Annotated in this window: 19 protein-coding genes and 1 other RNA gene; 8 read left to right on the top strand and 12 right to left on the bottom strand. The window is 44.3% G+C overall.

Annotated features, from left to right (window positions below):
* Positions 1–280: 280 nt before the first annotated feature.
* Positions 281–1,288: an aldo/keto reductase gene (locus AC5JM2_RS28080; RefSeq protein WP_495838193.1), complete on the bottom strand. Its 1,008-nt coding sequence runs from the start codon at positions 1,286–1,288 to the stop codon at positions 281–283.
* 340 nt (positions 1,289–1,628) lie between these two features.
* On the opposite strand from AC5JM2_RS28080, the gene AC5JM2_RS28075 reads away from it, so the two are divergent.
* Positions 1,629–2,612 (top strand): AraC family transcriptional regulator, encoded by a 984-nt coding sequence (locus tag AC5JM2_RS28075; protein WP_495838191.1) that lies wholly within the window; start codon positions 1,629–1,631, stop codon positions 2,610–2,612.
* Positions 2,613–2,617: 5 nt separating this feature from the next.
* Here the strand turns inward: AC5JM2_RS28075 and AC5JM2_RS28070 are convergent, their stop codons facing one another.
* From AC5JM2_RS28070 to AC5JM2_RS28020, 11 genes are all read right to left on the bottom strand, one after another.
* On the bottom strand, positions 2,618–3,988 hold the full coding sequence (locus tag AC5JM2_RS28070; RefSeq protein WP_495838189.1) for an efflux RND transporter periplasmic adaptor subunit: 1,371 nt from the start codon (positions 3,986–3,988) through the stop codon (positions 2,618–2,620).
* A 156-nt stretch (positions 3,989–4,144) separates the two neighbouring features.
* Positions 4,145–5,386, bottom strand: coding sequence for a glycosyltransferase family protein (locus AC5JM2_RS28065; RefSeq protein ID WP_495838187.1), 1,242 nt, complete (start codon positions 5,384–5,386; stop codon positions 4,145–4,147).
* Positions 5,383–6,588 (bottom strand): glycosyltransferase family 2 protein, encoded by a 1,206-nt coding sequence (locus AC5JM2_RS28060; protein WP_495838185.1) that lies wholly within the window; start codon positions 6,586–6,588, stop codon positions 5,383–5,385. The genes AC5JM2_RS28065 and AC5JM2_RS28060 overlap by 4 nt, the downstream gene beginning before the upstream one ends.
* A gap of 16 nt (positions 6,589–6,604) precedes the next feature.
* On the bottom strand, positions 6,605–7,792 hold the full coding sequence (locus AC5JM2_RS28055) for a hypothetical protein (protein ID WP_495838183.1): 1,188 nt from the start codon (positions 7,790–7,792) through the stop codon (positions 6,605–6,607).
* A gap of 278 nt (positions 7,793–8,070) precedes the next feature.
* Positions 8,071–8,844 (bottom strand): polysaccharide deacetylase family protein, encoded by a 774-nt coding sequence (locus AC5JM2_RS28050; RefSeq protein ID WP_495838181.1) that lies wholly within the window; start codon positions 8,842–8,844, stop codon positions 8,071–8,073.
* Positions 8,845–9,087: 243 nt separating this feature from the next.
* Entirely contained in the window at positions 9,088–10,221 is a 1,134-nt protein-coding gene (locus AC5JM2_RS28045; protein ID WP_495838179.1) for a glycosyltransferase, read from the bottom strand.
* A complete protein-coding gene (locus AC5JM2_RS28040; protein ID WP_495838177.1) occupies positions 10,218–12,035 on the bottom strand; it encodes an ABC transporter ATP-binding protein in 1,818 nt (605 codons plus the stop codon). Before AC5JM2_RS28040 ends, AC5JM2_RS28045 begins: the two co-directional genes overlap by 4 nt.
* Positions 12,032–12,616, bottom strand: coding sequence for a hypothetical protein (locus AC5JM2_RS28035; RefSeq protein ID WP_495838175.1), 585 nt, complete (start codon positions 12,614–12,616; stop codon positions 12,032–12,034). Before AC5JM2_RS28035 ends, AC5JM2_RS28040 begins: the two co-directional genes overlap by 4 nt.
* Positions 12,617–12,670: 54 nt before the next feature.
* Positions 12,671–14,734, bottom strand: coding sequence for a glycosyltransferase (locus tag AC5JM2_RS28030; protein ID WP_495838173.1), 2,064 nt, complete (start codon positions 14,732–14,734; stop codon positions 12,671–12,673).
* Between the two features lie 293 nt (positions 14,735–15,027).
* Entirely contained in the window at positions 15,028–17,403 is a 2,376-nt protein-coding gene (locus tag AC5JM2_RS28025; protein ID WP_495838171.1) for an NACHT domain-containing protein, read from the bottom strand.
* Between the two features lie 183 nt (positions 17,404–17,586).
* Positions 17,587–17,835: a hypothetical protein gene (locus AC5JM2_RS28020; protein ID WP_495838169.1), complete on the bottom strand. Its 249-nt coding sequence runs from the start codon at positions 17,833–17,835 to the stop codon at positions 17,587–17,589.
* A gap of 1,066 nt (positions 17,836–18,901) precedes the next feature.
* Here AC5JM2_RS28020 and AC5JM2_RS28015 point away from each other — a divergent pair.
* From AC5JM2_RS28015 to AC5JM2_RS27985, 7 genes are all read left to right on the top strand, one after another.
* Positions 18,902–20,182, top strand: a complete 1,281-nt coding sequence (locus AC5JM2_RS28015) for a methyltransferase domain-containing protein (protein WP_495838167.1) — start codon at positions 18,902–18,904, stop codon at positions 20,180–20,182.
* A gap of 60 nt (positions 20,183–20,242) precedes the next feature.
* A complete protein-coding gene (locus AC5JM2_RS28010) occupies positions 20,243–21,097 on the top strand; it encodes a glucose-1-phosphate cytidylyltransferase (protein WP_495838165.1) in 855 nt (284 codons plus the stop codon).
* 112 nt (positions 21,098–21,209) lie between these two features.
* Positions 21,210–21,863, top strand: a complete 654-nt coding sequence (locus AC5JM2_RS28005; RefSeq protein WP_495838163.1) for a PIG-L deacetylase family protein — start codon at positions 21,210–21,212, stop codon at positions 21,861–21,863.
* Between the two features lie 275 nt (positions 21,864–22,138).
* Positions 22,139–23,455 carry a DUF4910 domain-containing protein gene (locus AC5JM2_RS28000; protein WP_495838161.1) on the top strand — a complete coding sequence of 439 codons (1,317 nt, stop codon included), beginning with the start codon at positions 22,139–22,141 and terminating at the stop codon, positions 23,453–23,455.
* A gap of 60 nt (positions 23,456–23,515) precedes the next feature.
* The gene (locus AC5JM2_RS27995; RefSeq protein WP_495838197.1) at positions 23,516–24,718 is read left to right on the top strand and encodes a 5-(carboxyamino)imidazole ribonucleotide synthase; all 1,203 of its coding nucleotides are present in this window, start codon (positions 23,516–23,518) and stop codon (positions 24,716–24,718) included.
* A 51-nt stretch (positions 24,719–24,769) separates the two neighbouring features.
* Positions 24,770–24,953, top strand: a non-coding RNA gene (gene ssrS, locus AC5JM2_RS27990) — 6S RNA.
* 392 nt (positions 24,954–25,345) lie between these two features.
* Positions 25,346–26,590 (top strand): M16 family metallopeptidase, encoded by a 1,245-nt coding sequence (locus AC5JM2_RS27985; protein WP_495838160.1) that lies wholly within the window; start codon positions 25,346–25,348, stop codon positions 26,588–26,590.
* Positions 26,591–26,818: the final 228 nt, after the last annotated feature.

Genomic DNA, 26,818 nt, shown 5'->3' with positions numbered 1-26,818 from the left:
TAATTTAACTTATTTACTACTTGCTTACTCCGGAAAGTGACAGAAGAGGGATAATTACCGCTGGATAGTTTTTTTGTATAAGACGGACTGTTGCTCGTCCGTTGTAAGCTTCGGCATACTTAGTACAGCTTTTCATAAATTAGGATTGGAAATCTCAGATTTCATGTTGGGTTGCGCTTTGCTCCAAGGCTAGAGCCGGCACGAGGCAGATCCTCCCGGAGCTTACGCTCCCCAACCTACCATAATTAAAATTCCGATCCCTTTTTGTGGTGAGATATACTTAGCGACCGGTCATTTGCTCCAGCTTTTCGGGATACCGAGCTCCTTGCACCGTAATCTTTGAGGCGGCGTCATCGATGTTACGCAGATCGTCGGGCGTGAGTTCGACTGAGACTGCCCCAATGTTTTCGTCCAAGCGATGCAGCTTCGTGGTGCCTGGGATCGAAACAATCCACGGCTTCTGGGCCAGCAGCCAGGCGAGCGCAATCTGAGCAGGTGTCGCCTTCTTCTGTTCTGCGATGCTGCCAAGCAGATCAATCAGAGCTTGATTCGCCTTGAGAGCCTCCGGCGTAAAGCGAGGCAGAGTGCTGCGGAAGTCGGAACTGTCGAAGGTCGTGCTTTCGTCGATCTTGCCAGTGAGAAAGCCCTTGCCCAGCGGGCTGTACGGGACAAAGCCGATTCCGAGTTCCGATAACGTCGGTATCACTTCCGCTTCAGGCTTTCTCCACCATAGCGAGTATTCGCTCTGGAGAGCAGTGACCGGCTGAACGGCGTGCGCGCGACGAATCGTTTGCACTCCTGCTTCAGAAAGTCCAAAGTGCTTCACTTTACCTTCCTGAATTAGGTCTTTCACCGCTCCCGCCACATCTTCAATTGGCACGTTTGGGTCAACCCGGTGCTGATAGAGCAGGTCGATCGCCTCAACTTTAAGCCGCTTGAGTGAGCCCTCCACGGCTTCCTTAATATGCTCCGGTCGGCTATTCAATCCGGGTGAACCCTTCATGCCGCGAGGATCGGAATTTGGGCTGATGTCGAACCCAAATTTGGTGGCAATCACCACTTGATCGCGCAACGGAGCGAGGGCTTCACCCACAAGCTCTTCGTTTAGGAAGGGGCCGTAGACCTCGGCGGTGTCAAAGAATGTAACGCCACGATCAACAGCGGATCGGAGCAGAGCGGTCATCTCCTGGGTGTCTTTGGGTGGACCATAAGAAAAACTCATTCCCATGCAGCCAAGACCGATCGCCGAGACTTCCAAATTGCTATTTCCAAGTTTGCGTTTTTGCATTGTTTTTCTCCATTGGTGTAAAATTAATAGTGTTCGCTTGCCTTGAACAGGGGGTCAATGCGGACAGTGCCGCTAAAATACTGGGCCGATCCTTTAGCGGAAGGCTCTGAGCCACTTCATTTGATATCCATTTTCTTTATTCCTTCACTTAATGTCCTTTTGGTTGCTAGCAGCCAAGAGACTTGCCCAATAAAAACTGAGTTTTTTCTTAAATAAAAATCCAAAATTTTTACAAGAAGCCGGAATCATTTTTCATTGCTTTAGCTTCATTTTATGAATTCTGAAGGACAAGCAATATGACAATCGTCTAAGATTGTTGTACAATCCTGCAAAATTAGAAATGAATGCTGCCAAAACAAGTGAAAATTCCGCGATGGATTTAATGAACGACCAGCAGGCAAAGCGCGAGGTAGAGAGAGCGCAAGCCAACAGAGAGGAACTGACTCTCGCTATTGCACAGGTTATTCGTCATGATGGGACAATTGAACCGCTCAAAGGTTTGCACCTCAAACGCTCCTCTTCGCCTACAGAATCTTGTCATGGTGTCTCTGTCCCTGCTTTTTGTGCGATCGCTCAGGGCAGTAAAGAAGTCCTTCTGGGCAGCGATCGCTATCAATACGACCCGATGCGTTATCTTCTGGCTACAGCCGAACTTCCGGTTGTCAGCCAAATTCTGGAGGCATCCAAAGAGAAGCCGTACCTTAGCCTTCGCCTCGATCTCGACCCTGTTCTTGTTGGTTCAGTCATGGTCGAGGCAGGCTATCCGTTATCACAAAGCCGTGCCAATGTCAAAGCAATAGACGTAAGTCCATTGGATGCAAATCTGTTGGACGCTGTGGTGCGGCTCGTCAGGCTTCTAGATTCCCCAGCTGAAGCTCATGTGCTTGCACCACTGATTAAGCGGGAAATCATTTACCGACTCCTGATGGGAGAGCAAGGTAATCGCCTCCGTCTGATTGCTGTTCTCGCTGGCTACACTCACTACATTGCCAGAGCTGTTGATCGCCTTCGTAAAGACTTTAACCAGCCGATCAAGATTGAAAGCATCGCCCGAGATCTAGGAATGAGCGTCTCGGGCTTCCACCATCACTTCAAGTCTGTCACTGCAATGAGTCCTTTGCAGTTCCAGAAGCAACTGCGGCTCCAGGAAGCTCGCCGTCTGATGCTGGGGCAAAACCTTGATGCTACCAGTGCTGCCTACCGTGTGGGGTACGAGGACGCTTCGCACTTCAACCGAGAGTACAAGCGGCTCTTCGGTGCACCACCGATGCGCGATGTGGAGCGGCTGCGAGAAGCTGCTAGGGAGACTGCTAGTTCAATATGATCTCCTCAAGATATTCTAATCTTGCCATAAATTGCTAAAACAGCGTGATTACGAGCACTTGTCTTGTCCACAAGAGCCAAAGCTGCTGGATTTTCAAACTCCCGCGAGGTTTTTTCTGATTTTGAATCTTGAACTCCCTGGGAGGGGGTAACTGGTGTTCCTGGCTTGAGTTGCGACTGGGCAGGCGGTACTATAATCTGTTCGCCAGCACGCAAACCAGAGGTCACTTCTACGCTTACTAGCCCCTCCAATCCCAAGTTGATGGTTCGTTTCTGGGCTTTATTTTGACTATCCCGAACCCAGACAAAGGGCTGTGGTTCAGAGCGTTGAATCGCTTCTGTACTCAAAACGACTACATTTTGTCGTTGTTCTAAAACAATCTCAACATTAACCCGGCTACCAGGGATCAATTTGCTAGTAGGGGTATCAAGCAGCACCGTTGCAGGCACCACCGGTTGAGTCGATTGGTTTTGGCTGCCGCCCTCCTGTTTCTGAGTTTCTTCAGGTGTGAGTGCTTGAGGATACAAACTTTGCACACGTCCGGTGAACTTCTGTGCTGATGGTCCGATCGCATTCACGCGGGCAACTTGGTTAACCCGGACTTGGGCTGCGTTGAGGGTGGAAAGCTGAAGCTTGACCAGTACTTCCTTAAGGTCGCCTAAAGTGAGCAAGTTAGTGCGGAACTGAACTCCATCACCGTCCTTGACATAAACACCCAAAACTGCGCTATCAAAGGGTGCACTCACAATGGTATCTTTGAGTTGCTGCTGAATGCGTTGGCGCTCCAGTTGCAGGCTCTCAAGCTTGAGAGCGCTGATACGTGCATCTGCCTGAGTATCTCGCACTTTAGCCTGGTCTGCACGCACTGTGTCTTCCTGCTTTTGGACTTGTTGCCCAGCAACAGCTCCCACTTTGACCAGGGATGAAAGTTTGCGGAGTTCCCGTTCCTCAGCGCTAAGCTGCTGCTGGGCTTCGACAATTTTCTCACGATTGCGTGTCACAGTAAGTTCCTGTTCCCGAATCTCCAACTCATGCTTGGCAATAGCAACTTTTCGCTCAGGGTAACGCAAGCTGAGTAGCACTTGACCAGACCTGACTTTCTGCCCTGGCTTTACCAATACCCGTTCCACTGCACCATCTGTTGGGGACTTGACAACCCTCTGTTCGCGTAGTTCAACAGTACCGCTCTCATTGATTGTGGTTTCAATATTGCCTCGGTTCACCGTGAGCAAGCTTACTGCGACTGGTTCGGGAGGTCGATTCATAACTAGGAAGTAGGTTAAATAGCCGCCAGCGCTGAGCGCAGCTAGAACCCCTGACCACGCTAGCCATTGAATTCCAGTTTTAAATTTCTTTTTTTGGTAGTGCCCCATCATAAAAACCTCACGGGTGATGGCTATTGATTTGGCGTAACTACTCCCTTGCCAGTGTAAGATTTTGTATCCTTTCTCCCTGCTCAAGAACTACTGCCATCAGAGGTAATTTTTGGACATAACTCATCTGGTGGCTACTTGTTCAAAGTTTTGGAAGTGTCACGAGGATTTTTCGATCAAATTTGCGGCTGGAGTTGCTGTAGAATTCATTATGCATTCAATCAGACGCGATAGAATTTTGCGGGCGTCAAAATATTCTTCCGCAATTGCTCTGGCGGCTTGGCAGTGAAACTCGTAACGGCTGTTAATCTCTTCAATTGAGGCGATCGCCTCCTCCAGATTACGAAATGGCATCACTCCTGCTCCTGTTGGTAACCAATCGGAAAAGCCTGTTTCTTGAATCACTACAGGGCGACCACTGGCGAGATAAGAAGCGCTACGATCATAAAACAAACCACAGTTGCTAATCACAAAAGCATGCTTAGCCACGCTAAATTCTGCCTTGGATTGCTGAATGTATTGCTGGTACGTCCAAGGAGTCTGGGTTGGTGGTTCCCGTAACTCCCAACCGTTGCTTGCAAGCAAGTTGCTGGGTGTCTTAGCTCCACTCACTGCCAACTCCAAAATAGATCCTACCCGCTCTGGTAAATTGATATAGGAAGCGAATGAGTCTGCCTTTAAGCCGTAGGAGATACCATTGTATTCCCGTGCTGGATAACTCTCCCATTGCATAACCGTTGTAAATTTGCCTTGGGAATCTGGCACAAAAGGTGTGACTGGCCAAGCATCTAGAACAATTGGTACACGTGTGGGTTGCCAGGGAAACCCATCGTCGGGAATAGAACATTGGGCAAGACCGATGTTTTCTGCACAGGAGAAGAAAGCTGTATGTCGACAAGCTTGCTTGCGGGCGGCTGGATCGCTTAGGTGTCGAATCTGGGTAAAAACCGAATCTCCTTCAATTAAAGCGCGCTCAGGAATCTCTTCCCACCAAGAACGCACAGGATTAACTCCATTGATGTTCAACAGCAAATCGGCTGTTGCACAAATTTCCCCGATTCGGTCAGCACATGATCCTAGCCAGGAGTTTGTATGGGCGTCGTAATATGCCCAGCGATCGCCCAATCCGACTTGCTCAAAAATGCTGTTGGCAAATTGTAAGCCATAGGTCGGATCAGTATCCGTAAAGCCGCGAGCCGGGTCGTAGCAAGAGGGATAATCATCACTATCCTCAAGAAAATACACGTCATGACCCAGGCTAGCTAAACCCATAACGTATTGCAGAGGATGCCAAGCCATACCCCCTAAAGGTCCGCGCACAATATAGCCGAGGACAACGATTCGCAGACGGCTGACTGAATCGACGTTTTTCTGTAATAACTGTGGTAAAGTCTGTTTCATGACTGGAGGTCGAATACGACGAGACGGCTATTCTTGAGCACACGACGGTAGTGAGAGCGCAGGTGACGGTAGAATCGGGAGTAGTAATCAAACCACCAGAAGCATGGCCAGCCAAAGACGATAAATTTCACCCCCTTGTGCTCCCACCGCTCAACTTCCTCGATAGCGGTTGTGTCATCTTCTGGTGGTCCCCAATACAGCCCATCTTTTTCGATAAAAGGAATAGCACGCCCAGCAGCGATCGCCTCATATTGCCATTGCCCATCATCAACCAGGATAAAGCTGTCCTCTGGCGCTATTAACTTCGCGACTTCCTGGGTTGCGAACTGTAATCGTTCTTCCCAGGTATGGTGCATATATGGCAAAGCCAAGTGTGCAAATTCGCTTTGTCGCGCGTTAAGGGCGAGGAGGCGTTCTGCTAACCATTTGCGATATTCTGGATCTGCGGCGCGATCGCTCTCCAATAGGTAACTAACAGCATCAACTGCTTCAGCCATCACGCCAATCGGTCCATTGCGGTCATAGCGCCAGTCAGTCTCTGTGATCTGTCCTGGGTGCAGGCGGACCTGAACAAGTTCCTTGCGCAAGAACAAGATGTCGAAGTGCGCCGCCAGCCGATAGATCATCGTTAAGTCGAAGGTATGCTTCGTGTGAGGGCTGTCAAACGGTCCAACAACTGCCAGCGCTGACTTCCGTAGAAAAATACTTGAGGTATAAACAGGACAAGCCTGCCAGGAGACAGTCAGTTCAAGGAAATCAAGACCGTTGATCACCCCATCTGGCATCTTTCCAGTACGTTGGAGGTCTAATAAATTACCCTTAGCATCGATTAACCTGACTAAGGCAAACGAGAAACCTACTTGCGGATGCTCGTCTAATGCTCGCACAGATTCGCTAATCAATCCTGGCAGCATCAAATCATCGTCGCTCAAGATTGTTAAGTAAGGGCTGGTGTTGAGTTCGATCGCGCGGTTCCAATTGCCCAGCACACCAATATTAATCTGATTACGGATGTAAGTGATTCGTCCATCCTGCTCAGCAAACGAGCGCACAACTGCCTCTGTCTCGTCATCGGAGGCGTTGTCTAGAACCAAGACGCGAAAGTCTGGATAATCCTGTGCCAAAACACTCTCAAGACTGAGTTTGAGTAAGGAGGCTCGATTGTAGGTAGGTATTGCTACAGTAACTTTGCTTTCAGACATAATCTAAAATTCCTAGTCATTCATTCACTTTCTCTATAAAACTTGTCAAAACTTTTTCTGAGTCAAAATATTCATACGCAATATCACGTGCTGCGTTTGCATGTAATGTATAGTTTTTTTCAATATTATGAATAGCAGCGACAGCTTCCTCCTGGGTTGTGAAGGTTAAAAGACCTTCTCCCACTGGAAAGACGTCAGTAAAGCCAGTATCCTGAACAATAACAGGACGAGCACCAGCCAAATAGCAAGCAGAACGGCAACTAAACCAACCACTAGACATTGCGACGTAAACGTGCTTAGCAGGCGAAAGTTCACCACGTGAATTGGCAATAAACTTCTGATAACTTTCCGGTGTTAAGGTAACGGTTGGTCCATCAACCACATTCCAGCCTGCGTTTGCTAACCGCGTTAGTGGAGCATTGACACCACCTACGGCTACTCTCAGCGGTACACTCGTGTGTTGGGGCAATGAAAGCACTTTCTCAAACTCACTTCCTTTGCTCTTATACTCCACACCCTTGTAAACCAGCTTTCCCTTGAACGCGTTCCAAGTCATGACTGTCGTCCAAGCTTCCGTCTGGGGCGGTTGGACTCGTGCGACTTGCCCCCACAAATCCATGACAACTGGCATCCGCGTCGTCTTCCACTCAAAATCTACCTTTGGAATGATGCATTTTGTGCTGTGAATATTCTCAGCATAGGTGAAGTGTTGATCATGGGCAGCTACCTGAGCACACCACCGCTCTACGTTCTCTGACCAGGCGAAGCGCTCACTGAGCATAAGCTGGTTATAACCTGGATCTGTGTCGAGGAAGATTTTTACACAGTGCGACGAGAGGTTATCGGGAATTATACACGCTCCACTGACATTTAGGAAGACATCAGCCGTCCGTGCAACCTCGTCGAAATCTGCCTGGTTCATTCCGAAGCTGGTTGAGTGGAGGTGGAGGTAATGCCACCGTTCGAGCAGTTCTGGCGCGTACTGGTTGAAAAAATCTCTAATATACTGGGCTGAGTAGCTACCGTCCGAGGTATAGGTTTTATTGAGCGGATGATATGGCCAGCTCCACGTGTCTTCGTGATAATAGACATCGTGTCCCAACCGCGCCAAACCGATGATGTACTGTAGATAATCCCAAGCGACTCCGCCGACTGGGTATAAGCCGACGAGTCCTGTGACGATGATGCGGAGCTTTGAAGACATTGGTGGCTGATTTGAAAATGGGTGTAGGGGTGTAGGGGCGTAAGGGTTTAGGGGAAAAACATTTTCATGCTTGGTTTTGAGATTTTCTCGTAAATGGCTAGCTTGAAAATAGAAGTGATATTGATTCTAAAGAATGAAAAAACCGCAGAGGGAGCAGCGAAAAGTCTGATACCGTTTCACTTTAAGAACGCAGAAAAAAAGAGGGAGTGAAGGAGTGAGGGAGTGAAGGAGAAATATTTTCGTACTCACAAGTGTATGCAGTTGGTGACGGCTAGTACCTATAACTGGAAAATAGCAGAGGGAACTGCTTCTGGCTCCAAGATTGCTGGCAGGTCAGTATCTGGTCCCATTGCTAAGCGAGGTAAACGATATGGATTGGCGTTTGCCTCCGTTACAGAAACAGGATCACCGCCATACAAGCAGCCTGCTTGGTATCCAACTCGCTGCAGGACTTTTTTGATGGCTTGGGGATCTCGTCCATCATCTCCATAGGGGTAGCAAAAGACATCGACGCGCTTTTTCAGCCCAGCTTCTAGGGTAGCTTTGGAGCGGGACAGTTCTTCTTCCTGTTCGGCAAGGGATAGGTAGGAAAATGCCCGATGTGTGACTCCATGAGGTTGAACCGAAACATTGTAACGCTCTAGTTCATGCAGTTCATCCCAAGTACAGATTGGTTCTTCGGGTTCACAGTCGGTATCGAAAGAGTTATGCTCTCCGATGAAGTCAGTTGGTACAAAGATGACGCCGGGGTATCCAAATTTGAGCAACAAGGGAAGTGCAGTCGTTAGCATCGACTGATAGCCGTCATCAAAGGTCAGCAGCGCAGACCGTTTGGGTAAGATATCTGGCGTAATAAGACCTTGCACAAAGGTTGCTAGGTCGATAACTTGCCAGTTATTTTTCTGGAGGTAGGTTAAGTAGTCAACAAATGTCGTTTCTGGTATATAGAACCATGTCTCCCAACCATTGGGAGGTGGCTGACCAATTTTATGAAAACTTAAAATTGCTATGGTGTGCTGGTTTGCTTGATTAGTGCTTGCGGAATTTTCCACTACTCACCTCATATAGTATGCTTTTTTATACTTAAAAACCTACGAGTATGAACTTAATTTATAAAATGTTCGCGCAGCGTGTCCGTTCGGCACGGGGCCGTGCCCGATATGCGTTTGCGCAGCGCCCCCTTAGGGGCTAGCCGTGGCGTTAGCCATAGGGCTCAGGACAGAGAGCCAAGATGCCAAAAACACCAAGAAGAAAAGAGTGAAAAATAAGTATTTTTTTTGACAAATATATTGATATTAGATCAAGACTTTTTCCAGTAAACGTCCAGTAACTTTCTGCGCGTCAAAGTATTTTTCTGCGAGTGCACGAGCTAAGTGACATTGTTGTTCGTAATCAGCGGCTATCTTCTCCAAACAGCGGCTTGCTTGCTCCAAATCGTTGAAGCGAAAGAGTCCAGCGGAATCTGGAAGAAACTGGCTTGGACCGGTGTTCTGGACGACGACGGGCTTACCGCTGGCTAGATAGCAGATTGTGCGATCGCTAATCCAAGCGTTTTGCAAGCGAATACAGGATGGTTTAACACAGCTAAACTCACCTCGGGAGTTCTGAATGTAACGCTGGTAGTCCTGGGGTGTGGATGAAACCTCTAGGGAGTGGCGAACGCGCCAACCTCTTTCTCGCAGCATCGTTCGCTCATTTTGTTCGTGTTCTGCTAGGCAAAGCGCTAATTCTAGGGCCTGGTTTGTGTGCTGTGGTAAGTTCAAAAATGGCAGGAAGGCAGTTCGTTTGTCGTTAGCGTAAACCTCACCCTTATCTTCCATCCATTCGTAAGCACTCCAGTGTGACACGGTGGTGAATGGTGCATCCTCTTGTGGGTGATACACTGGCCACCAGTCCAGTGCCACGCATGGGGGTGTATAATGCCACTCCAGTCCTAAGTCTGGAATTTGGGTTCCTGGTTTACCGACTGTTTCGCCGATAGTGAAGTACATGTTGTGCGGCGCGACTTCTAGAGTTCTGGCGCTGATCCAGGTTTGTAGCAGACCGGGATCGATGTCCACTAAGACTGCTCGCCGGAAGCGCTTTACGACATCGGAGGGCATACCATAGCTCATATTCAGCAGCAAATCTGCTTCAGTTGCGGCTTCGAGATCTAAGCAATCACTCTCTACAGTTCCAGGTAATGGCTGATCAACAGTAGAGCAAAGCGCTACCGATTCAGCTAAGCCATATGGCTCTAGGTTATTTTTCAAAGCAGTTGCCAACGCTTGCACTTCTGGTGCAGTTGTCCAAGGGAAAACTGCCTCCAGCCAAATCACCTGACAACCAAGGGCACGTAGTCCTAAAGCCCAGTTGAGATAGACCCACAAATGACCGCCGCCTGTGGGATAATAGAGGGTTTTGGCGTAGAGGCAGACTGTGACGCTCATATAAGCTCCTGTGAATCCTCGTTAATGTTGGTGTAGTGTTCACCAAGTGCAAGCCGGTTCTTAATTGCCGTTGACACGTCTTTAGTCACACTAACGATTCGTCCATTCTCAAGTTCTAGGAGCATGTCGCAGTTTTCCAGTGTGGTCAAGCGGTGAGCAATCATAAAGGTGGTGCGCTTATGCATAAGGCGTTCCATTGCTTCCATGATTGCAGCTTCGGTTTTTGTGTCAACTGAACTGGTGGGTTCATCAAGAATCAGGATGGGGGCATTCTTCAGGAAGGCGCGGGCAAGTGAAATGCGCTGACGTTCTCCACCGGAGAGGGACATACCCCGTTCTCCCACCTGAGTTTCGTAGCCTTGGGGTAGTTTCGAGATAAAATCATGGGCGTTAGCCGCTCTTGCCGCTGCTATAATTTCTTGATTGCTAGCTTCCGGGCGGGCATAGGCGATATTGTCGATAATTGTGGTCGAGAAGAGTACAGGCTCTTGAAGGACGATCGCGAACTGATTGCGTAAATCAGCCAGCTTGTAGTCACGCAGATCCAAGCCATCAAGCAAAATCTGACCGCTGGTGGGATCAAAGAAACGCATCAGCAAGTTGACCAGAGTTGTTTTGCCCGCACCTGTTCTCCCGACAATGCCTAGGCGCGTTCCTGCTGGAATCTCAAGGGAGATATCCTCCAGAACTAGTTGGTTGTTATTGAAACCAAAGCAGACGTTACGGAAGACGACGGTTCCTCGGGCGCGAGAAAGTTGTTTAGCATTGTTGCGCTCAAGAACATCTAGTGGTTCATCGAGTAGTGATAAAGCTCTTTCTGCACTAGCGAGTGAACGTTGCAGTCCTGTCACTTGATTGCCAAGAGATTGCAGCGGTCCGTATAACTGTACAATGTAGGAATTTACTAGCAGCAATTGCCCCAAGGTCAAAATTCCTGTTTGGACGTGTCGTACACCCGTGAAAAGAACGACAGCTGTTCCCACTGCAATACTCAAGTTCACAACAGAGGTGACAACATTCTGAATCAAGGTAACGCGGATAAGTGCCCAAACTGCTTTTTTGGAGTGGCGTAAGAAACGATCCCTTTCGTACTCCTCCCTGCCAAATGCTTTGACAACACGAAGTGTTCCCAGCACTTCCTGCATGACCGACATGGCTGTGCTTGCCATGTGTTCATGCTCTAGCCATTTGCTGCGCAGACGCCCACTGTAAGTTTTTGTGACGAAAAAGAGGATAGGTGAAACAGCTAGTGCAATCACTGCTAGCTCCCAGTCAATTAGCACAGTGACATAGACCATTCCGATAACGGTAAAACCCGTAATCAATATGGGTATGATGCCTTCAACTGTGATCCATTCAATGGCAGGGGCATCGTATTGAATGCGGTATACAGAGTCGGAGGTTCCTCTGATATCGTGGTAAGAAAGTGAGACGCCTTGAGCGTGGTGGAACAGGCGGGATCGGAAATCCAGAATCATTTTTTCGCCTGTATATGATCGCAGTAATGCACTGCCAATTCCTAAAAGCGGACGTACCAGGGCAATCAGCACCACGAGGCTGACAGCAAATACAAGCAAATTTGTCTTGGAACTCTTGATAATCTCTGGCAGCAACGCTTCAAAGAATCGAGGCAGCGGTCGAGATCCGAGGACATTGTCAACAGCTATCTGCAACGGCAAAGGCGTCAGCAGAAACAAGGGAGTTGACACAAGATCAAGCAGGAAAGTACCTACAATTTGCGACCAGTACGGTTTTGCCTGGAGTAGCAACCGTCGATGGATATTCAAATCAATAGTGGACTTTGCGGTAGTCATTCTGGCTGTAAACTTCGCACGACAGACTGAGTGCTTTTTGCGTGTATTGGCTGGAGATGAATTTTTTTGGCGATAATCTCTAGCACGTGGTAGAGAGTACGCCCCAGACGGAAGTTCTGATATAAGATAGTGGTGCCATTGAGTACACCGAGTAAAAATATGACTAAAGCTATTTCTGGCATTCCGAGAAAGATTGCCACGATTGTGTAAAGAAAATATCCAATTATGGCCATTGTGGCAAACTGTGACATCCTTGGTGCACAACGCACCCTCAGCACTCTCTTGTTGCCGCCGTGGTTTTCAGTGCACACTTTAACCTGAATTTTTGACCAGATCCCCCGAGAAATCTCCAAATCCCAGTTGCTCCAGCCTTGATCGACAGTGATGAAATACTTGTAGGAGAGCAGGAAATCCATGACCTCTTGAAGAAGGTTCTCCTTCTCCAATCCGAATTCTGTCCAGTAGGACAACTCATAGGCACAAGCGCGCCAAGAAATATGTATTCTGTGCGTTGATTGAACAAATTTTACCAACCCCTGCTGAGTGAGCTTTTGAGTTTTTTGATTAGAAACTGCTTCCATATCCAACACCACTGTATTCCCTGATGTATTAGATTAAAATCAAAATCACTATATTTACGGTCTATCAAACTTTATCGGCTCTACTTTGGTGAGTTGCTTAATACGCCATCGGTAGCGCTCTACACTACGTACAAGAGGACCCAGGTAGATTAACAGAGCAACAAGTAAGCGTGCCCTGACTCCGTGAAAACGCGAGTCAATCCGCGCCTGTAGGGCACCAGCTATACACCAGACACAAGAAATTAAGAACATTGCTGCACCTACCCAGGGGCGATCAAGAGACAAGAGTGCAGACGCAAACACGATCAAAGCCACCACATTCCACTCCAGTGTCAGAGGAAGGTAAGAAATGAGGGACGAGGAAGGCTCATACAGCGTTTGAAACAAACCGCGACCAAAGACACCAGAATAAATACTTGGTTGCCCAAAACGAAGAAATGCAGATAAATCTCCGTAAATTCTCCCAGCCCAACTGGGCTGTCCCAGAAGGTTAAAGCGGTAGGGATGCTTAAAATAAACAAGCGCTTCTGCCTTACCATAACCTTGTTGCTGCTTAAGATATGCAGCTACGGTGTTACGGCGAAAGTGCCATACGATTGCGGCAGGACTAAAGCCAATTGTGTAACCTTTGTCTTGCAATCGCCAGCAAAGATCAACATCGTCACCTGCAGCACGAAACTGCGAGTCAAAGCCACAAATATCCTGTAGCGCCTCTCGACGAAAAGCCATGTTGCAGCCAGCAATATGTTCGGCAACCTCATCGCTCAAAAGTACGTGGGTTGGTACGCCCGGAGAGACAGCAACACAGGCAGGAACAAGTGAGTCCTCAGGAGGAGATAAATTTGGACCACCGACTGCACTGATATCCGATCCGAGAAACTTTGCCACCAGATAGGTGAGCCAATCTGGATCTGCCATACAGTCAGAATCGGTAAAGGCAATAATTTCGCCCGTTGCAGCGGCGATGCCGACGTTGCGTGCCGCGCTTAGTCCCTTGTTTTCCTGGCTAATCAGGCGGAGGTAGTCGTAGCGCTGTGTAATTTCTAAAGTGCGATCGCTTGAGCCATCATTGACGACGATGACTTCATAATTGGGGTAGTTGAGTTCTTTGAGAGAAGCTAAACAACTGTCCATAGTGCGCTCAGCATTGTAAGCGCAGACAACCACTGAGACTTTAGGATACTCAGGTTGCACTGGTGGCAGAGGTGCTGTGTAATACTGCTGCACGGTGTCGAACGCAGGCTTCTTGAGCCGTTCGGCGTCAACCAAACCAAAAGCCCAGTCCTGAATTGCATATCCGCCAGTAAACCACTCGTCAGTCCAGGAAAAGACTATCGTCCCTGCTGCCCCCATATAAAAACTTGATGACAACTTCTGAGAAAGAATCTCAGCTTGGGCTTGGTTTCCCTCACGCATAGAGTCAACGCCGAACTCACTCAGCACCAGAGGTTTATCCTCGGCTAAGTTATGGAGTCGGGATAGATAGCGGCGAAAATCTTTTTCCTGATGGAGGTAGACGTTAAAGCATACAAAGTCCGTAAAGTCAATATTTAAATACTCAGTACAGGGATAATTAGCATAGCTAACCAAACCTTCTGAATGGTTGTCTTTTGCTACTGCCATTAACTCTTTGACAAAAGCACGAACCTGTTTTTGACCGTGCCACCGCACAACATCTGGAGGAATTTCATTGCCCACCAAATAGGCAAAGGCGGCGGGATGATCTCGGCAGGCTTTAACTCCGGTGGCAATGCAGTTACGGATTTCTGCTTTGACAGCAGAGGAGTCAAGGAAGGCGACATGCTGAGTCCAGGGTATGCCGACGAGCAGTACTAAACCATGAGCAGCAGCGAGATCCAAAAGCCAATCAGGTGGAACAGTATAGACCCGTAGACAGTTAGCCCCCAACTGTGCCATCATGGCAAAGTCTTTCTCCACAACAGGTTTTTCTGGAAAGGGGTGACCATGCGTGCCGGTGGAAAACGGACCGTAGCTCACTCCTTTGATAAAAATCTTTTGATCTCCCAGAAAGAAAAATTTACCCTTGACTGTAATTGCCTTCCTATTTCCAAACAGTTCAGAACTGAAGCTAGAAGATGGCAAAGTTAAGTTTTGCAAACGACCTCCCAAGTTAGTGCAAATTTTGTAGCCTTGCCCCCCAAACGCCACGTTAGTTTGCTCAACCAGAGCCAGCCCTTGTTTTGCGGATTATTCAACTTGGGCAGACTGGCGTGAGAAAACCCGCTAACTGCTCTTTGCTATACCCGCAGCGCACCCCTGTGTTGGCACCACCGTAATTTGTTTGTATTTATTAACCACAGAACAGTTTGCAACTGTCTTGTTTGCGATCGCGTCCAAGAAAACGTTTGACTTAACGTATAACTTTGCTCTGTTTCTAGTTTCGAGTTCGCTCAAGCACCGTACTGATAAAAATCAGCACATTTGTAATCTTTTAATACATAAGTGGATTTTCTGGTGGCAGGTAACAACAACGTTTCCAAAATCTCCTCTCGCACAAAGGCAGTGACTTCACAACTGCTTTTGAGGCAATCTACTAGTAACTGGTTAGCAGCATAATATTGCTTAAGCGCTTTCTTCTGCGGCTCGCTGAACTGCCATTGGTGACCGATATTACAATATCTCAGCATTACAAATCTCAATTTTTTCGCCCAAGTCTGACTACCATTGGCGTTCCACCATTCCTTTAACCTCTGTGTGCCTTTGTCTGGCATAGGTAATTCTTCTTTGAGTTGTTGCAGTGCGCGCTGCAATTCAGGTTTACTGACAACAGTTTCCTCATGCGGAAGGGCAAAGTTGAGGGCAAAAACTCGTTCCAGAGGCGAATTGCAAGGTAGAGTCTGGCTTAGGGATAGTGCACGGCTAAGAGCCAGATCTATGGCTAAATCCGGGGCAAGATGATCAGCAATGCTCGGGTCGATGGCAAGGGGGAAAGCTAGATTATCGCTCCATGTTAGATCTTCAACAAGGACTAGTGAAAGGTAAAAGGCACGAATAGCCGCAGATTTGTAAGGAGCTTTAACTGAAACCGACTTCTGGTTAAGCCAGATAAAAAACTCCTGCAATTGCTCATCAAAACCCACAAGTCCATCAGCGTGTTGTTTGATCAACTCTAGAAATTCTGTGGCATTTCCCAACATACCAGCCGTAAGTAAAAAGATTTTATGCCAACGGGGATCATTGAGATGGTTAACCAGTGAGAGCAATTTCTCTTCTACTATCTCTGGTTCAGAATGAGTAACAATACTTCTCGCTGTTAAATACTCTTGAAAAGTTAGATGCGAGAATGAGTAAACTCCCTGCGCCCGCTCCACCAGTAGTCCATGTGCCTCAAATGATTTCAGTACTGCTTGAGTACTAAGTTGCAGTACTTCCGACTTAACTTCGTCAGTGGGTAAATTACGCAGATAATCCGCGATATATTGCTGGACATTGGTTTTTGTAAAAAAGTAACGTTCTTGCTTAAAGGTGGTAGCAGCAATCCCACTGAGCAGTTTGAGCTTATGGGCTAAAGACAAATGACTACAAGTTCTTTCGCGTTTAATGTTTCTTGCTTCATCCCAGCGGTTGAGCAAAATGTGAAATCCTTGTCTGTAAAGTTCGACTCGTCTTGTGGGAAAGTCTAATCGAGTTTGAAACACACAACAAGCCAGATTGAGCAAAAGCGGCGTCACCGCTAGTTCTCGAATTTGCTGATTTTCCGATAACTCCAACTTTTGCATGAACTGACGAGCTTTGGCGAGTCCATCTTCTCTGGTATGCCGACCAATGTTAACAAACCATTTTTGGACAAAGGTTTCGATTTGGGATAAATCAAAATCAGCAATCTCAACTTCGGTGAATCCCTCAAATCGGTATTGGTGGGCAGCAATTCGACAGGTGATAATAAACTGATTTTTGTAATACTCCTCAGACAACTTGCGAATTTTTTTGATGATTTCGGCGCTATCATCTTCTCGAACTTCATCCAAGCCATCCAGTAGAATCAACAGTCTACCTTGAGCGAGTAATGTTTGGATTTGCTGGTCGCAAATGTCGAAGTAGGCAAGCTCTTGAGTGATATAGTTCAATAAACTAAAGTCGCCTGTTTCTCTTGCATCCTCAGCAAAGTTCTTCAGCCTGATAAAAATCGGAACTTTATCTGATAGAAACTTGCCTTGATTACATTGTTGGGCGATATATTGCAAAAAGGTAGTTTTCCCAGATCCTGGTTTACCTAGTATCATCAGTTTGGGATAGGTTGCAACTGAGAGCATCGCGCTAACCCGTTCTTGAGAGACTTCACCTAAACCAAAGCGGTCAAATTCTTGAACAAAGTCTTGCAATTCAAAGATATCTAACCATCTTTGGCTTGTTATGCTATTGAGAATAGAAACGTTGACATAAATGTCTTTTAGCTCAATTGGTTGAGCAATATCTAACAACCGCATAGTAGCGCATTGAGCTTGAATTTTATCGCTCCGGCGCGATCGCACGACTTGCACTAAGGTATTGATATCCCAGCAGTCGTTCAAGGTTTGTTTGTTTTCCGTTGCTAGGTTTTGAGTTGGTAGTTCAGCAATTTCTTGCCAATCCAAACCAAGTTGAAAGCAAATTTCCATGAAGTTTTGACGCTCAATCGGCTTACCTGTAAAAAACTTCCAAATTGGCTGCCGAGTTTCCAGCCCAACTTCACTTGCTAAATATTCTTGCGTCCATTCCCTAACTTGAAATGCCTTTTTGGCTTTTTGAATCCCTAAGATAGATGCTTTTAGTGAACGCCTGGCCATAAACTGAAAATCGAACCTCCACGTACCATTAACATCAAGAACTCTTCACACTTTACGTGTTGAAAAAAGTTTAATTCTTGGAATTAAGTTTGATCGACTTGGAAAATTTCATAACTGATTTCTAAAGAAAACATCAACATCTCACTTGGGGAACCTGTGCGAGGGTTTTCCCTATATAAGAAACTATCGATACCGTTGAAGCATCTGGTGAGTCCAGTCCGCATGAGGCGGGTTTCCCGCCATAAGGAACTGGTGATCTATGCCTGCAGCACGCCATTGGGCTATCGCAGCGATCTGCGGAAGTCTTCCCCGATAGCCCTCCGGGAACGCCCGTCGCCTCTGTCGGGAAAACCGGATATAGAGCGCTGTTCTCCCCAACCTACAAAACATATCTAGGGATTTAAGATTGACTTTATAAATGAGGGATTTCATCGTTCGTCAGAACTCAAAGGGCAAAGGGTATTTATGTTTTATGATGTTTCTCTACAAAACTTTTGCTTTGCGACCAAAAAGGACGCATGCGAATATTTTATGCAAAAGGAAAAAGATTTGTTTCGAGATGGACGAACACGTCTGCCTTTAGCGTGCTCATAGGGCTTAGAAACAAAACACTGTCTTAAGAAAACCCGATATTTCTGGGTTTCCTCTGCTTGCGTGCCAGAATACTTCTGGCTTTTTATCTGTTATTTATACATTAAATTGTCTCAATCAACTTACGCAATGTGGACAGAAAAATCAAAAAAACAGCAAATGCCTCTAATAAGTGGGTTTCCGTACAATCAACAATTTATATCAAATCCCTGTCAAAAATCTCTGGCAAAGTTGAAGATATGTTAAATTCTTGAGCAAAAACCTAAAATTCAAATATTTTTATATTTTTAACTAATCAAAAACTAAGAAAAGGCAGAAAAGCCTAAGTATTGGAAAGCAATTTATCAATATAATCAAGAAAATATTGCAAAAAGTGCTTGCTTTTTTTTCAAATTCTAAGGGCAAAAAGTAGGATAAGTCAACATTATTTTATTCTCTAATGCAAAAATAATGTTTAAAGAAAAGTCAGCTACTTTGACCTCATTCAAAGGAAATATAGCGATTTTCTTACTAAGCAAATACACACAATCTCGTTGGAGTCAAGAGATAAAAACAGTCAATCGTTATAAAAAACAGGTTATCAAATTGATAATTGATGACTGATAACCTGTTAATATTTAAGTGACCTATAAATTTGAATACAGTATGCATTTAGTAAAGTTGCGTAAATAGTGTGTAGTTTGTCGAACTCATACGTTAAGTCATACATTTTCCAGGACGCGATCGCAAACAGACAAGGTACACACTGTTATTACATAGAACAATTGCGGTATTACCGCATCAGCACAATTAAAGCAATATTGCAAGCAGTTTTCGTGCGAGAGTAATTCGTTACGAGGTAAAGTTTTCTAGTCAGTCAGCAAAGGTAGTTTACATAACCTGGGTTTACCTATAGGATTTGAAATCAATGAGTAAAACAACTTTAAAGCCCTACGTACAGAAGAGTACAATCGTGAATCATTGTTACTGTCGAGCCTGTGGGTCAACATTGAAGCATACCTTTGTTGATTTGGGAATGTCACCGCTTTGTGAAAGCTATGTGACACCTGAACAGCTAAACCAAATGGAGCGTTTCTATCCGCTGCACGTGTATGTATGCGATCGCTGTTTTTTGGTTCAACTTCAGGAATATGTCAGTCCGCAGGATATCTTCAGCGAGTATGCTTACTTTTCGTCTTACTCTGACTCCTGGCTACAACACGCCAAGAATTATACTGAAAAAGTCATAGCTCGCTTTGGGTTGAACACTTCAAGTCAAGTGGTAGAAATAGCTAGTAACGATGGTTACTTGTTGCAATACTTTGTATCAAGAGGAATACCGGTTCTAGGTATAGAACCAGCGGCTAATGTCGCTGAGGTAGCAAAAACAAAAGGCATTTCCACAGTTGTAAAGTTTTTTGGAAAAAACACAGCAAATGAATTGGCTGCTATTGGTAAGCAAGCCGATTTATTAGCGGCTAACAATGTACTGGCTCACGTACCTGATATAAACGATTTTGTCGCAGGTGCTAAAATTTTACTCAAACCGAAAGGTGTTATAACTATGGAGTTTCCTCACTTAATGCGACTAATGGAGGAAAACCAGTTTGATACCATTTATCACGAACATTTCTGTTACTTGTCGTTGCTGACAGTTGAAAAGATTTTTGCAGAGCACGGTTTAGCCATCTTTGATGTAGAAGAACTGTCAACTCACGGTGGTTCTCTGAGAATTTATGCTTGTCATGCAGAAGATAATTCTAAATCTATTAGTCCGCAGGTGATAGAACTCAGAGCTAAAGAAGAGACGGCTGGGTTTAACAACATAGAACACTATTTTTCATTCGCCAAGAAAGTTAAGGAAACCAAGTTCAAACTTTTGGAATTTTTAATTTCGGCAAAACGAAAAGGCAAATCAATTGCTGGTTATGGTGCTCCTGGTAAAGGTAATACCCTTTTGAACTATTGTGGAATCAGAGAAGATTTCATCGATTACACTGTAGATCGTAACCCATACAAACAAGGCAAATTCTTACCAGGAACTCATATACCCATCTTTCATCCAGACAAAATCCAAGAGACAAAACCAGATTATCTGCTGATTTTACCTTGGAATTTAAAAAACGAGATCATGTCGCAGATGTCATATGTACGTGATTGGGGTTGTCAGTTTGTTGTACCCATTCCTGAAGTCAGTGTCTACCCTTGAACCAACTATCTATTAGAGTTTAGTTTAGTTAAAAAGAACAATAATAAAAAGGAAAATACCATGAAAGTCGTTTTATTCTGTGGTGGTTTAGGAACAAGACTAAGAGAATATTCCACCAATATTCCTAAGCCTATGGTTCATATTGGCTACCGACCAATATTGTGGCATGTTATGAAATACTATGCCCACTACGGACACAAGGATTTTATTTTGTGTCTTGGTTATAAAGCAGACGTTATTAAGAATTATTTTCTCAATTATGATGAGTGTGCTTCCAATGATTTTACTTTGCAGCAGGGAGGTAAAAAAATAAAACTCGTCAATAGTGATATTGAGGATTGGAATATTACTTTTGTTGATACAGGATTGAATTCAAATATTGGTCAAAGATTGCAAGCAATTGAAGAATATTTAGAAGGAGAAGAGGTCTTTTTAGCGAATTATAGTGATGGTTTAACAGATTTACATCTACCTGACATTATTGAAGACTTTTATAGGCATGAGAAAATAGCTAGTTTTATCTGTGTAAAACCATCTCAAAGTTTCCATTTGGTTTCAATGCAAGAAAATGGTTTAGTCACGGATATCCAAGATGTAAAACATGCTGGTATTCGGATAAATGGAGGCTTCTTTGTATTTCATAAAGATATTTTTAAATATATGGAGCCTGGAGAAGAATTGGTTCTAGAACCATTTCAAAGATTAATGAAATTACAACAGCTAGTGGCTTATAAATACAACGGTTTTTGGGCTTGTATGGATACTTTCAAAGAGCAACAGCAGTTAGACGATATGTATTGTCAAGGCAAGGCTCCTTGGGCAGTTTGGAAGCATCTTGAAAGAAAGGGAAAATCTTTAGAATATACCCCGATTCACCATGTTGCAAATCATTCTCTGCCACTGAGTTTAGCTTAAAAGTAAATATTAATGTAATGACAGTAGATATCCTCAAGAGATATCTACTGTCATTACTGTTTTTAGTAAGTCTCTAAGCCGAAGTATTCCCTAGCATTTCATAATTCGCAATATGCTGAAATTTGATTTTGACAAAAAAAGTGATCTAAATTATAAAGTCTTGTGTTTAGGTGCACATTGCGATGATATAGAAATTGGTTGTGGAGGCACAATATTAAGATTGATAGAAAAGTACCCAAATGTTATATTTTCTTGGGTTGTTTTTAGTTCCAATGTACAAAGAGAAAAGGAAGCTTATAACAGTGCAAATAAGTTCTTAGAAAAAGTACAAAATAAAAAAATATTAATACAACAATTTCAAGATGGTTTTTTGCCGTTCTTGGGAAGTGAAGTGAAACACTTTTTCGAGCAATTAAAGCGAGATTATAACCCAGATATCATTTTTACTCATTACCGCCATGATTTGCATCAAGATCATCGCTTAATTTCTGATTTTACTTGGAACACATTTAGAAATCATCTTATTCTAGAATATGAAATACCTAAATACGATGGTGATTTAGGAAATCCTAATTTCTTTGTTCATTTAAATCCAGAAAATTACCAAAACAAAATCAAGTATATTCTTGACAGTTTTCCATCACAAAATAGCAAAGAATGGTTTACAAAAGAAACATTTTTATCTATTCTCAGAGTGCGAGGAATGGAATCTAATGCACCTAGTAAGTATGCTGAAGGTTTTTATTGTCGTAAAGTCGTTTTTTAGCTCGCCTACTCTACTCTTACTGTTATATTACTGAGAGCTTGTGCAACTCTCAACAAGAGGCTGAACCTCTGTATTCTCGTTATCAGGCTCAGCCTGCCTGGTAACGAGTGTTGGGAAGTTCTACCTCCCCAGTACCAAAAGCGAAATAACAAGCGAAATAACAATAGTGTTTAATGTAATATTAATTATCATTTTTTGATGGGAAATGTTAACCGTACATGCAAACAAGCTGAATGAAATTTGGCAACTAATAATTTTTATAAAAGGTGAAAAACATGAATATAACTGATCTTAAGCAGAAGGTTAACCCAAATGAAGTTAGCCACAAAATGTACCAGTTTATCTCCGAATTATATCCTATTTGCCGTAGTATAACTGGCAATGGTTTTCGAGAAACGCTACATTGGATTTCAAAACATATTGAATTAACTAAGCATGAAGTACCTACTGGTACTCAAGTCTTTGATTGGACAGTTCCCAGAGAGTGGAATATTAAAGATGCCTATATTAAAAACTCAAAAGGAGAAAAAATTCTAGACTTTAATAAATCAAACTTGCATGTTGTTAACTATAGCGTGCCTATTCACCAAAAGATACTTTTAGAGGGACTAAAGAAACATCTATTTACCCTACCCGAACACCCTGATTGGATTCCTTATCGGACTTCCTATTATAAAGAAAGCTGGGGCTTTTGTCTAAGTCACAATCAACTCTTGGAATTAGAAGATGAAGAGTATGAGGTGTGCATTGATTCTTCCCTAGAGAATGGTTATCTGACATATGGCGAGTATTACCTCAAAGGAGACAAACCAGACGAAGTGCTGATATCATGCCATGCTTGTCATCCATCACTTTGTAATGATAATCTGTCTGGGATTGCACTCTCCACTTTTCTGGCAAAATATCTCAGTCAAATAAACCTTTCATACTCTTATCGATTTCTCTTTATTCCAGGAACTATCGGTTCCATTACTTGGCTTTCTTTAAATGAAAGTCAGGTTCACAATATTAAACACGGTTTAGTTTTAACTTGTGTAGGAGATTCCGGTAAGTCTACTTATAAAAAAAGTCGTCGAGGTGATGCTGAAATTGATAAAGCTGTGACTCATGTTCTCAAACATTCTCGTCAAGATCATGACATCATAGATTTCTTTCCTTATGGCTATGACGAACGGCAGTTTTGTTCACCAGCATTTAACTTACCTGTTGGTTGTTTCATGAGAACGCCGCACAGCTGTTATCCTGAATATCATACATCAGCAGACAATTTGGATTTCGTACAACCTCAGTTCCTCGCCGATTCATTCTCCAAGTGCTTGTCAACTCTACATATTCTAGAAAACAACAAAAAATACTTAAACCAAAATCCAAAATGTGAACCGCAGTTGGGGAAAAGGGGTTTATATGGTGCAATTGGTGGACAGACGGATACAAAAATAACAGAACTAGCAATGTTGTGGGTTCTGAATTTGTCTGACGGCGATCACACCTTACTGGATATCGCAGATAGAGCAGGTATGAGTTTTGATTTTATCAATAAAGCAGTAAACGCTTTGCTGAAACACGATTTATTAATAGAGAAACCCGAGTAGTCTTTGAGTGCTAGTATTGCTAAACTAAACCGTGGAGCTAGGAATTCTTGATAGATGTCGATAAAGCGTGTTGGTGTTATTGGTGGCGGACAATTAGCGTGGATGATGGCGGATGCTGCAAAGAAGTTAGGAGTTGAATTGGTTGTGCAAACTCCTAGCCCCAACGATCCGGCTGTACCCATATCAGCAAAGGATAACGTTTTCGCTGCAATTGATGACGCTAACGCCACGGCGGAATTAGCCAATAGAAGCGATGTCATCACCTTTGAGAACGAGTTTGTTGATATTGAAGCTTTATCAAAGTTGGCTGAACAAGGCGTTTGTTTTCGTCCTAGACTGGAAGCTTTGACTCCCCTTTTAGATAAATATCACCAACGCTGCTATTTACGGGACTTGGGTTTACCTGTTCCTCGGTTTGTCGCTATAGAACAAGATTGGAACACAACTGCTGAAATTATCTTCGCGCAACAAATAGGTTTTCCTGCAGTTTTGAAAGCTCGCCGCCACGGTTATGATGGTCAAGGGACTTTTATCATAAAGGAAATAGAAGGTTTAAAGCAAAAACTAGAATTAGACAGCACAGAATGTGTCGTCAGTCAATCTAGTTTTTTATTAGAAGAATTTATTCCGTTTGAACGGGAATTAGCCGTGATTGCGGCGCGTTCTGTGATTGGTGAGGTTTGTACTTTCCCAGTCGTAGAGACTCAGCAGGAAGAACAGGTGTGTCGGCGAGCGATCGCACCCGCTTGTGTTTCATCACAGGTGGCTGTTGAAATAGACAAGATTGCCCGTACTTTACTCAATAGTCTAGATGCAGTGGGAGTTTTTGGTATAGAGTTATTTCTGACGCCTGATGGCAAGGTGCTGGTTAATGAAGTCGCACCCCGCACCCACAATTCAGGACATTTCTCCATTGATGCTTGCGAAACTTCTCAATTTGAGCAGCATCTACGGGCAGTTTGTGGTATGCAGTTGGGTAACACAACCATGATTTGCCCTGGTGCTGTGATGGTTAACCTTTTGGGGTATGAAATTTCTGAAAGTGACTATATAACCAAGCGCCAGCAAATAGAGCAGATTCCCCAAGCGCACGTCCACTGGTATGGAAAAACCGAATCTCGTCCTGGGCGCAAACTGGGACACGTCACGGTTTTGCTAGATATTCAAAGTCGGGATCAGGCTCAGGCGATAAGCCAGAGGCTTGACGCTTTGCGTATCGCCCGAAATATAGAATCTATCTGGTATCCTCATCAACCCTGCTAGAAAATTTCAACGAAAAAAACACAAAATCTTTTTGAAAGCTATAATGGTTTTGTTGCACTGCTACGTTGGTGACTGCCATAAAGTTTTTTGATCTATGCCTTAAGAATAAGGGAGCTTAATAACTCTCGTGGCAGTATACCGGGCAAAGTACCCGGAAACTTTAAACGAGCAGCATCCGTTCCCACCTGGTTTATCCAGGTCATAAACTTAGGTAAAACGGCGTCGCGGTGTACCAAAACATCTAGCTCCCTTGCTCAGTTAAGACATGGGAGCTTTGATTTTTGAATAGAATTAGCAATTCATGAAAACTTAAAAAATCGAAAGATAATTTATAAACAAACTTCATATATGTTTGTGCAGATCTATACACAAATACTCCGATTCTAAGCGTCATAATTTCTAAAAAAAGCTCTCTCTAGAAACACGCATAACGCTTAACAGGAAAGAAAAGGAAGGTGTTTTTTAAGGCTGTTGATAGCGGTTAAGAGCGTTAGTAAAAAGCTTATATAGTAAAAAAATCTGTGTAAAACGATCCAATATAAGGGTGCCAATAAGAGTTAGAATCGCAGAACTAGGCTATATTGTGGTTATAACTGTAAAGAATTGTTAAATAAACTGATAAAGACCGTGTTTCCAGCGTCTGTTTTCAAACTAGACAATGGTTTAACCTTAATTCATCAAGAAATTGCCACAACCCCTGTTGTTGTGGCAGATATTTGGGTACGTGCAGGTGCTAACTTTGAGCCAGAACCGTGGTTTGGTATGGCTCACTTTCTGGAACACATGATTTTTAAAGGTACTGCAAGGGTACCGCCAGGGGTATTTGATCAAAAGATTGAAAATCAGGGTGGGCTAACCAATGCGGCAACAAGCTACGACTACGCTCATTATTCTCTCACCACAGCTTCCCTACATTTAGAAGAGACTTTGCCTTACATGGGAGAGTTACTACTAAATGCAGCAATACCAGAGGATGAATTTACCCGTGAACGAGATGTTGTCTTAGAGGAGATTCGTCAAGCACATGATGATCCAGATTGGATCGGATTTCACGCTCTGCTCTCAAGTGTTTATCAACATCATCCTTACGGACGTTCCATATTAGGTAGTGAGGAAGAATTGATGAAGCAATCACCAGAGATTATGCGCTCTTTTCACCGTGATCACTACCAACCAGAAAATATGACAGCGGTGATTGTTGGCTCAATAGCTGCAGAATCTGCTTTAAAATTAGCGAACCAGACATTTGTTAATTCTGCCGAACATTGCTGTGACTTTCCTCAAAAAAAGGAGGTGGCGAAGCCGGTTATACCTGGAATTCGTCGTCAGGAACTTTCTTTACCTCGCCTAGAAGTGGCGCGGTTGCTAATGGCTTGGATTGGACCTGGAGTCGAACAGCTAGATACTTGTTGTGGATTGGATTTACTTTCTGTCTTATTGGCGCAAGGACGCACCTCTCGTCTAGTGCGTGATTTGCGAGAAGAGCAACAATTGGTACAGGGTATATGTAGTCATTTTTCCTTACAACAAGACTCCAGTTTATTTACAATCACAGCTTGGTTAGAATTAAAAGATGTGGAACGTGTCGAATCCTTAATTCGTCTACATTTGCAAGATTTAATTGACAACGGAATCAGGGAACAAGAAATAAAGCGCGCTCAAAGACTCCTGTGTAATGACTTTGCATTTTCTACCGAAACACCAAATCAGCTTGCAGGACTTTATGGATACTACAACACGATTGCTCAAGCTGAATTAGCAGTGGCTTATCCGTCGCAAATTCAATTCTTTGATGCCAAACAACTGCAAAAACTAGCACAAGAGTATGTCTCACCCAATCATTACGTGGTTACAGTACTTAAACCCTGTTAGTGACTAGTCAGCAAAAGGGGGTGTAGGGGAACCAGTACTCATAGCGTAGCGTGTCCGCAGGACATAGGAGGGAAACCCTCCTATGGCACAAAGTGGCACGCTGCTTTGAACAGTACTGGCTCAACGGACAGGTGCCTCAAGTCGGGAAACCCTTTCGGCAGTTCCTCATGGGGAGCCAGTACTGATAGCGTAGCGTGTCCGCAGGACATAGTCCTTGTTTCCCGACAG

The organism is Brasilonema angustatum (genome assembly GCF_059505445.1).
The sequence above is the reverse complement of the archived record's forward strand: the minus strand, read 5'-3'. Positions and strand labels throughout refer to the sequence as shown.

Bases quoted from the DNA above. Each gene is read 5' to 3' on its own strand.
- AC5JM2_RS28080 (WP_495838193.1), bottom strand. From the start codon at position 1,288: ATGCAAAAACGCAAACTTGGAAATAGCAATTTGGAAGTCTCGGCGATC.
- AC5JM2_RS28075 (WP_495838191.1), top strand. From the start codon at position 1,629: ATGAATGCTGCCAAAACAAGTGAAAATTCCGCGATGGATTTAATGAAC.
- AC5JM2_RS28070 (WP_495838189.1), bottom strand. From the start codon at position 3,988: ATGATGGGGCACTACCAAAAAAAGAAATTTAAAACTGGAATTCAATGG.
- AC5JM2_RS28065 (WP_495838187.1), bottom strand. From the start codon at position 5,386: ATGAAACAGACTTTACCACAGTTATTACAGAAAAACGTCGATTCAGTC.
- AC5JM2_RS28060 (WP_495838185.1), bottom strand. From the start codon at position 6,588: ATGTCTGAAAGCAAAGTTACTGTAGCAATACCTACCTACAATCGAGCC.
- AC5JM2_RS28055 (WP_495838183.1), bottom strand. From the start codon at position 7,792: ATGTCTTCAAAGCTCCGCATCATCGTCACAGGACTCGTCGGCTTATAC.
- AC5JM2_RS28045 (WP_495838179.1), bottom strand. From the start codon at position 10,221: ATGAGCGTCACAGTCTGCCTCTACGCCAAAACCCTCTATTATCCCACA.
- AC5JM2_RS28040 (WP_495838177.1), bottom strand. From the start codon at position 12,035: ATGACTACCGCAAAGTCCACTATTGATTTGAATATCCATCGACGGTTG.
- AC5JM2_RS28035 (WP_495838175.1), bottom strand. From the start codon at position 12,616: ATGGAAGCAGTTTCTAATCAAAAAACTCAAAAGCTCACTCAGCAGGGG.
- AC5JM2_RS28025 (WP_495838171.1), bottom strand. From the start codon at position 17,403: ATGGCCAGGCGTTCACTAAAAGCATCTATCTTAGGGATTCAAAAAGCC.
- AC5JM2_RS28020 (WP_495838169.1), bottom strand. From the start codon at position 17,835: ATGAAATCCCTCATTTATAAAGTCAATCTTAAATCCCTAGATATGTTT.
- AC5JM2_RS28015 (WP_495838167.1), top strand. From the start codon at position 18,902: ATGAGTAAAACAACTTTAAAGCCCTACGTACAGAAGAGTACAATCGTG.
- AC5JM2_RS28010 (WP_495838165.1), top strand. From the start codon at position 20,243: ATGAAAGTCGTTTTATTCTGTGGTGGTTTAGGAACAAGACTAAGAGAA.
- AC5JM2_RS28005 (WP_495838163.1), top strand. From the start codon at position 21,210: ATGCTGAAATTTGATTTTGACAAAAAAAGTGATCTAAATTATAAAGTC.
- AC5JM2_RS28000 (WP_495838161.1), top strand. From the start codon at position 22,139: ATGAATATAACTGATCTTAAGCAGAAGGTTAACCCAAATGAAGTTAGC.